General features: G+C 32.9%; 7 protein-coding genes and 1 pseudogene. 2 read left to right on the top strand and 6 right to left on the bottom strand.

The annotated features are described in order from the left end of the window. On the top strand, window positions 1–114 hold a 114-nt coding region (locus ABYI63_RS16845; RefSeq protein WP_372758028.1), incomplete at its 5' end, for a winged helix-turn-helix transcriptional regulator. A gap of 73 nt (window positions 115–187) precedes the next feature. On the opposite strand, the gene ABYI63_RS16840 is transcribed toward ABYI63_RS16845, so the two are convergent. The 5 genes and pseudogenes from ABYI63_RS16840 to ABYI63_RS16820 all read right to left on the bottom strand — a co-directional run bounded on the left by ABYI63_RS16840 (window position 188) and on the right by ABYI63_RS16820 (window position 5256). Beyond that, entirely contained in the window at window positions 188–775 is a 588-nt protein-coding gene (locus ABYI63_RS16840; RefSeq protein ID WP_372758027.1) for a DapH/DapD/GlmU-related protein, read from the bottom strand. Between the two features lie 661 nt (window positions 776–1436). Next, a complete protein-coding gene (locus tag ABYI63_RS16835) occupies window positions 1437–2030 on the bottom strand; it encodes a hypothetical protein (protein ID WP_372758026.1) in 594 nt (197 codons plus the stop codon). 482 nt (window positions 2031–2512) lie between these two features. After that, complete coding sequence (locus tag ABYI63_RS16830; RefSeq protein ID WP_372758025.1) at window positions 2513–3169, bottom strand: EndoU domain-containing protein; 657 nt, start codon at window positions 3167–3169, stop codon at window positions 2513–2515. A 224-nt stretch (window positions 3170–3393) separates the two neighbouring features. Beyond that, window positions 3394–4260, bottom strand: a pseudogene (locus ABYI63_RS16825) (DUF4437 domain-containing protein). Between the two features lie 9 nt (window positions 4261–4269). Further along, entirely contained in the window at window positions 4270–5256 is a 987-nt protein-coding gene (locus ABYI63_RS16820) for a zinc-dependent alcohol dehydrogenase family protein (protein WP_372758024.1), read from the bottom strand. Window positions 5257–5355: 99 nt separating this feature from the next. Between ABYI63_RS16820 and ABYI63_RS16815 the strand changes: the two genes are divergently transcribed. Further along, entirely contained in the window at window positions 5356–5712 is a 357-nt protein-coding gene (locus ABYI63_RS16815; protein WP_372758023.1) for a winged helix-turn-helix transcriptional regulator, read from the top strand. Window positions 5713–5817: 105 nt separating this feature from the next. Here the strand turns inward: ABYI63_RS16815 and ABYI63_RS16810 are convergent, their stop codons facing one another. Then, window positions 5818–7536 carry an alpha-L-fucosidase gene (locus ABYI63_RS16810; RefSeq protein WP_372758022.1) on the bottom strand — a complete coding sequence of 573 codons (1719 nt, stop codon included), beginning with the start codon at window positions 7534–7536 and terminating at the stop codon, window positions 5818–5820. Between the last annotated feature and the right edge of the window lie 482 nt (window positions 7537–8018).

Raw genomic sequence — 8018 nt, 5'->3', positions numbered from 1 at the left:
GGTTTTCCTGTAAGAACAGAATATACACCTACAGAACATTCCAAAACCTTAAAAAAAGTTATTTTGGAATTGTATAATTGGGGTGTTAATCATAGAAAAAAAATCTTTGCTTAAAACTCTAATAATGTTTCATTTGGTTTTTGTAAAATTCTGGCTTGTGCAACGGTTATGGGTGTTGGCAGTAGTATTATTCCCAAACTATATTTTCATAAAGAATCTTGGCAGGAACTCCACCAGCTAAACATTTATCCGGAATACTTTTATTTACAACAGAACCGGCGGCAATTACACAACCATTCCCTATTGTAACACCCTTCAATATTGTTACATTCATTCCAATCCAAACATTGTCTCCAATTTTCACAGCTTGATTTTTTTGATGAGCAGTTGGTAAAATTGTGTGATTATCCGAATCTCTAATACAGACATTTTCAGAAATTGCAACATTATTTCCAATTTCAATCTTTTCAAAACATGACAAATTTAAATTGTTATTGATGTAGCCACTTCCTAATATTAAACTTGCGCCTTCATTAATATATACACGACTTCCCGAAAATATCTTAAAATTGCCTTTTACAATTAAGCTTGAGTCACTACTCATTGCTAAAAGAGAAGGGAAAGGGTCATTATTTGTCCATTTAGAATTAAATTGAAAAACATTATTTAAAGTTATCTTAGATGTTTTTGCTAATGAAACTTTTGCGTTTTTATAAACTATAAAATTTCTACCTACCTTTAATAAAGGAATCAGTTTGATTTTTGTTAGTTTCAATAAAATGTTCATTTTAACTTCCATTTTGTCATTCCCTTTAATTTTGTGAATGAATTGTGTGTTTTTGTTGGCGGCGATTTTTCCAAAGGAAAATCAAACTTAGTAAAAGAGCACAGACAATTGATTAAATAGTAATCTAAGCAGTTAATAATAAGCACAGTTACTGTTGCATGCTCTTTCAAATTTAAATAAAAAACTTCAATGTTTGTAACTAAATTCTTATTTTTAAAACTCCAAAGGAAAATAGAAAATCAAGAGATATTATTTAATAAATTTCAGTTAACTGTACGCATGCCGTAGAACAATTTCTATAGCTGGTTAAAAACTATTTTAGAGTAAGATTTTCTTTATATAAAAAACCAAAATCTATAATGGTTATAGTGGCCAAAAGAACATCGTTCCAATAGTTTTTTGAATCTTTAATTTCATCTTTATCCATTCAGAAAGTCGTTTTGGGGCATAACGTTATGTGTATGGACAGTAGGGGTTTGCGTGCGATTTTTGCCCAATTATACGAAAGTTGAAGCGCGCTGTAACACTTCGCATACCACTGAATTCCTTATTGGGTATGTTGTGTGTTGTGCGCAGGCGTTTAAGTTTTGTGGTTCAATTCTAAAAAACAATATAAATACATAATAATTTATTTAATATCAGTTTTTGGCTATTTACTTTTTATTATCTCCACTAGCGTGTAGTTTTCAAAAGTTCCGTTATCAACTTTATGGACTTTCTCACCTGTTGTAGTTTTAAAACTTCCGTGAAAGTTTCCTTTTATGCTGTATTCATTTATAGTAGTACCCATACTACTTTCTGATTTTATCTTTTTAACATCAGTGATTTCTAGAACCAAATCTTCTTTAGAATACAGTTGTTGATCCTCAAATCCAAAAAGGCTTAACGTGCAAATAGTTACAGGAACAATGCCTGTTTCTAAATTAAAGTTTTCTACCTTAAACTGAATGCCAATCTCTTTATCTTGATCTTTTGATTCACCACTAAAATTAATTAGCCATTTATTACCACTTGTACGCATTCCTGCAGATGTACTTTCTTGTACTGTCTTTTGGTAAAAAGATTCACCATTAAATTGAAATGCTAATTTAGCATTTGATTTTGTTTCCTCTTCCTTCAATTTGCTTGCAGTCTGTTCAGTAGAAGAACTAATTTCTCCCTTTGTATTAGATGTTTTTGAATTACAACTAATCAATAAAATAATACTTAATACTTTAGAGATAATTAAAATTTGTTTTTTCATTTTTTTAATTTTTATATTGATTTCTAAGAGCGACTTGTCCTGAATATAGCTACAGCTTAAAAATTGATTTACGTTGTTAGTTTGTATACCAGATTAGGTCTTTTATAGTGTAAAGGTAAGTGTAATCTTATTTCGTTGTATAAATTAATTACTTTTTTTGGTACCTTTTTTCGTGTAATTTGTATTTATCAGGGATTGATCAAGATAGAACACATCTTTAAGAATCCTATTAACCCTTTTTGCCCTAGTATTTTCGTAGCAGTAATTATCTTCTGTAATATTTAAAATCTCTTTTTTCAGGGGTTGCGTTTATACCTAAGTATTGGTAACATACAGACTAATAAATGTATGTAGCGCTCTAGTTTTTGTTTAAAAGCTACTTGATCCAAAAAACAAACGCCCTTAAAGGGCGTATTTTTAACTTGTTTTTTTTAAATTAGGGACTTGTGTAACGGTTACCGGTGTTGGCAACTGATATTTTTTTAAATTAATGGATATAATGATTTCAAAATTCCATTTTTTATAATTATTTCAACTTCTATGTTTGACTTAGTAATTGACCTTATCTTACCGTCTTTTAAATCTGTTTCGTCAATTCTGTCAAAAGCAAATTTACATTCCATTAATAAAGTTGCTAAATTCCAGTTCTGAGGAAAGAATGTACTTGGTTTTCTTTTCTCAATCCATTTTTTTGTTCGACTATCATAAAATTCAAATCTCGCTTTAAAAACTGAAGTTTTTTCGTTTTTCTCAAGAATCTCTATGATTTTAACTTTCTCTGGGTCAAAAAAGTGAATTCCAGTTAAATTTCCATTTTTGATTCGACCAATTGTAGCGTGAGTAAAGCTATCTACAACTTCGTGTTTAAATTCAGTACCTTTTGGTATTGCGATTAATTTGTCAGATTTAATAATGTTTTTGTCTTCTATTATTTGTTGAGCTCTTTTTGAATTATTTTTTTTAAGCTCCTTATAAATCGGTGAGTATTTTTTAATTGCTCTTAACGATTTATAAGGTCCATCACCATCTGTGAAATACATTGGCAGATTATTCGGAATTCGAGCGATAAAAGTGCCAGTTTTCAAACCTTGTTTATCTGTGGAAGTTCCATTCCGAAGTATGTAGTAATGGTATTCCATATTTGTTGCCAACAATAGAATATAAATAATTAACTATATCCTAATTATAAAAATTAAAAATATGAATATTCTTTAATGTAAAAAAAGATTTACACAAAAAGTAGGATTAAATTTTTACAAAAAAAAACGGTTTAAAAGCTAAGCCGTTTTTTTGTGTTTAATTTAGAAGAACTAAACTAACTGAATAGCAGCCCTTTTTAGTTAGTTCTTTGTTGGGAACTTGTTTATTCTACTTTAATAGTTCCATTGGTTCTCACGTATAGTATAATTTCCATTTTGGAATTGTTGGAAATTGTATGAATTGCTTTGTCAGTTGCACTAAAGGAACTCCCAGCGTCCAAGACCTTTGTTTCTTGATTTTGTGGTAACGTATAATGCAATTTTCCTTGTATTACAACAGAATGTAAAGTTGTTCCGTCTGTTTTTATTGTTCCTTTATATTTTATTGGAAGTTTTACAAAAAGTCCTATTGAACGTTGGTCGTCCCAAAGAAAACTTAATTCAGCTGTACTTTTAGGGGCAACCCAACTTGTTTTTATATGGTTTAACCAAACTACATTTGATGCATCTAGGTTAATTGGTCGCTCACCATTATCAACCGCTTCCTCAATAGGTTTTACCAAATAAGGGCCTTTATCTATTTCAACTAGTGTTATATTTTCGTCGCCTTTGGCTGAAGTAATATGCGATGCGCCTTGCGGTTGTGTCCAAAAACTTCCAGGCTTCATCCACATATGTTCTGCTTCCGGATCGTCGTTATGTATACTGCCTTTAATTACCACAGCCCTGTAAGTTGTATTATGGATATGTGGTGGTGATGAAAATCAGTCAACAAATTTTGCCAAAAAACCAGTTGCAACTTCTTTATTTCGGTCGCCCCAAATGGTTCCAGCTTGTGGACTTTGGTTACCTCTTGCTGGATTTAATTTTTCCCATGTAATTTCTGAAGCTAATAGAACGCTATTTGTTGGGTTTTTTATCTGTTCAAAATTATTGTTAGTGGTTTCATTTTTCACCTTTCTATTCACATTGCACGAAGCTAATAATACAATTGAAACGATAAGTGGTATGCGCGCAAATTTAAAATTCATTTTTAATATTTAATTTTCAACTATTACTTTTCCTATTGCGTTTCCGCTTTCAAGTCTTGCATAAGCTTCTCCGACATGTTTTAATGAAAATTGTTGTTCATCAAGTAATGGTTTTAAATCTCCTGCTTCGGCAATTTTTGTAATATTGCTTAAAATGTCTCCGTGTTGCTCTCTCTTGTAATTGTGTATCATTGGAATAAGCATAAAAACAACGTGTAGTGATAGTCCTTTAAAATGCATGGTGCTTAAATCAAGTGTGTTTAAAGATACGGTTGTAGCAACTTGGCCATTTAATGCAGTCGCTTCAAAGGATTTCAGTAGGTTGTCGCCTCCAACAGAATCATATACCACATCAAAACCAGCGCCATTGGTGTGTTTTTTCACATAATCTTCTACGGATTCTAATTTGTAATTAATGGATTTTGCACCATAGGATTTAACAATATCAGCTTGTTTGTTGTTACTGATAGTTGCGTAAACATCTGCGCCAAAATGTTTTGCCAGTTGAACCGCAACGTGTCCCACTCCGCCAGTACCACCGTGTACTAAAACTTTCTGTCCGCTTTTAACATTTGCACGAATTAAACCTTCGTAAGCTGTAATTCCAACTAATGGTAGGGCTGCCGCTTCTTTCATTGATAGGTTTTTGGGTTTTAGGGCAATAAGTTTACTGTCAGCCGCGATATAATCAGCTAAGGTACCTTGTAAATCTCCCAGTCCACCTGCACAACCATATACTTCATCGCCTATTGAAAATTTAGTAACACCTTCTCCAACTTTTTCAATTGTTCCGGCAAAGTCCATTCCTAAAATTGCCGGTGTAGCAGGCGAAAAGGGCAGGTCTTTTCCCATACTTCTAATCATTGTATCAACCGTATTGATACTAGATGCTGAAATTTTAATTACTACTTGACCGTTTTTAAGAGTGGGGCTTTCTACTTCTGTATATTCAAAAGTTGCGTTTTCACCATAGTTGCTAATTGTCATTGCTTTCATTTTATATTGTTTTTTTAGTTACTATAAAAATTATAGTTGCAAAAGTAAGTATAGTATTCTACCTTTGCAATAACGGTCAAAAATGATAGTATATATTTTATGGAAACAGCAGAACCAAAAATGCTCAAATTTAGAGGTAATGAATATCCTTGTTGTGCGAGTTTAACAATGGGAATTATAGGTGGAAAATGGAAAACGGTTATTCTTTACCATTTAATGACGGATAAATTGAGATATAATGAATTGAGAAAATCTATGCATACAGTTACTGAAAGAACATTGAGCTTGCAACTTAAGGCGTTAGAAGACGATGGTTTGATAAAAAGGCGGGTGTATACATCGAAGCCTCCGTTAAAAGTAGAATACTCGTTAACCGATTTTGGTAAGACTTTAATTCCGTTAATTCAATCTATAGCTGATTGGGGTGATTCCGTAGTTGAAAAATATTCAAAATAGGCACTTTTTAAGTTGCTTATTCATGAAATTAGCTACAGATTAAAACTGATTTTATACTGTGAATTTGGATATCTTATTTGGTTTTTTTAAGTCCAAACCCAAGAATTATTTAGGTAACAACCATACTTTTTTTAGGTTTAAGGTGTTCCATTTTTTATCGTTTGGTTTGAGATGTATGCTATAATCACCCGCTTTATCAATAATCACTTCGCCAACATTTACTTTTTTGTAAGTTGTAAAGTTACCTGTTGCAGGTAGTTGACTTTTAATGGTTTGTTCTGCCACAGTGAGTTCTATTGTACTTTCTTCTTCCGAGGCTAGGTCCATCGAAATAGTGTATGTACCAGCTTTATCAATATTAAAGTCCCAATCTACAGTCACTTTATTAGTCGACCATTGTTCAATGCAATCCATCGCTTTATTGTAGGCTACATGAGTACCTATCACATTATTTATTATGGATTGTTGTGCAGTTAATAAAACAGTTCCATCTTCATTTTGCTTAATAATGTCGGCATCGCTTACCATAGGTTTGCCCTTTATTTTTAATACAATAACAGAACTTATAGCATCTGGAGCTTTACCTACTAAAGATATTGTGGTACCCTGGTCATCAGTTTTTGTTTTGAATTTTCGGGATTTATCAACAAGCAAATTACAAGATTGCACTGTATTGGTAATAGGTATAAATAGCTTTCCGTTTTCTGGCCAATCAAAAACGTTAAGATATAGTGTCGTATTGCTTCCTGTTGTACGTGTTGTGATACGGCCCCATGTAGGTGTACGGCAAGGACTTGCACTTGTTCCATAGATTGATTCACTATTTTTATCCATCCATGCTCCAATATTTTTTAAACGCTCAACACTTGGCTCTGGAATCAATCCTTCAGCTGTTGGTCCGACGTTAAGAAGGAAATTTCCGCCTTTACTGGCTATGTCAACCAAATTTTGTATTAGTGTTTCTGTAGATTTCCAGTTGTTATCGTTACTTTTATATCCCCAAGTATTATTCATTGTCATGCATGATTCCCAATCGCCTGGTAGTCCAGTACCTGGGATAAATTGTTCAGGCGTACTGATGTCTCCTTCATAATCTCCACCCAGTCTGTTATTATGAATAACGCCCGGAGCAAGTTTTAATAATGGTAAGAATTGTTCGGCGCGTTCTTTAGTCATGCCTCGTGGTGTATCCCACCATAATACTGCAGGTTGGTACTGCATTAAAATTTCCTTTACTTGAGGCACTGCAATATTTTTTATATAATCATCCATATCATATTCCTGAGCTGGATCCCATTTACCTTTTTTATCATTACCTCTAGCTGAACCGCCCTGGTTCCAGTCTTGAGCTTGCGAATAGTAAAGTCCCAACTTAATGCCATGTTTTTTACATGCCTCTGCCAAGGGGGCAATCAGGTCTTTTCCGTATGGAGAAGCATCCATAATGTCCCATTCCGAAACTTTTGAGTCGAATAATGCAAAACCGTCGTGATGTTTAGCAGTAATAACAATATATTTCATGCCTGCATCCTTAGCTAATTTTACCCATGCTTCTGGATCGTATTTAACAGGGTTGAATTCCTTTGCGTAGTTTTGGTACGTGGCCATGGGTATGCTTGCGTCCGACATAATCCATTCGCCATATTTTCCAGCATCTTCACCTTTGTATATTCCAGCTGGAACAGCATAAACGCCCCAATGTATAAACATTCCAAATCTTGCTATACGAAACCATTCCATGCGGGCATCGCGTTCGGCCTCGGTTTCATTGGCATATGGATCAATGGAGTCAAATGTAGATTGTGAATATACAGAACTTATCATTATTATGAATGCTGTACAATTTAGCATTAAGGATTTCATCGTTTTATTGTATTGGATTTATTTTGTTAAAAGTATCAATACTCAGAGATAAAGAATATAAAACTAAATTCAAATGTTATAACTTATTGCCCATATCTATCGAAAAGTAAAAGTAAATTACTACTAATTATTTTATATAAATGATTGTACTAACGAACCGTTTTAATTAAGAGAAGCTTTCATTGTATTTGGGAAGGATAATTGTTACCTATCTAAATTATAGCAGTTTTTAAATTCTTTTTATATTTTTGAATCACAACAATGGTATTTTGATTAACCAAAAATCTATAGCTGTATTACCCTTTGTCAATATGAGTAATGATATTGATAACGACTATTTTTGCGATGGAATTACCGAAGAAATTATAAATGCACTAACAAAAATTAACCAACTTAAAGTTATTGCAAGAACGTCGTCATTTGCCTTTAAAGGCAAGGATATT

Source organism: Mariniflexile sp., assembly GCF_041583155.1.
Classification (GTDB): Bacteria; Bacteroidota; Bacteroidia; order Flavobacteriales; family Flavobacteriaceae; genus Mariniflexile.
The sequence above is the reverse complement of the archived record's forward strand: the minus strand, read 5'-3'. Positions and strand labels throughout refer to the sequence as shown.

Excerpts from the sequence above, each read along its gene's own strand:
- ABYI63_RS16835 (WP_372758026.1), bottom strand. The coding sequence starts at position 2,030 with ATGAAAAAACAAATTTTAATTATCTCTAAAGTATTAAGTATTATTTTA.
- ABYI63_RS16830 (WP_372758025.1), bottom strand. The coding sequence starts at position 3,169 with ATGGAATACCATTACTACATACTTCGGAATGGAACTTCCACAGATAAA.
- ABYI63_RS16820 (WP_372758024.1), bottom strand. The coding sequence starts at position 5,256 with ATGAAAGCAATGACAATTAGCAACTATGGTGAAAACGCAACTTTTGAA.
- ABYI63_RS16815 (WP_372758023.1), top strand. The coding sequence starts at position 5,356 with ATGGAAACAGCAGAACCAAAAATGCTCAAATTTAGAGGTAATGAATAT.
- ABYI63_RS16810 (WP_372758022.1), bottom strand. The coding sequence starts at position 7,536 with ATGATAAGTTCTGTATATTCACAATCTACATTTGACTCCATTGATCCA.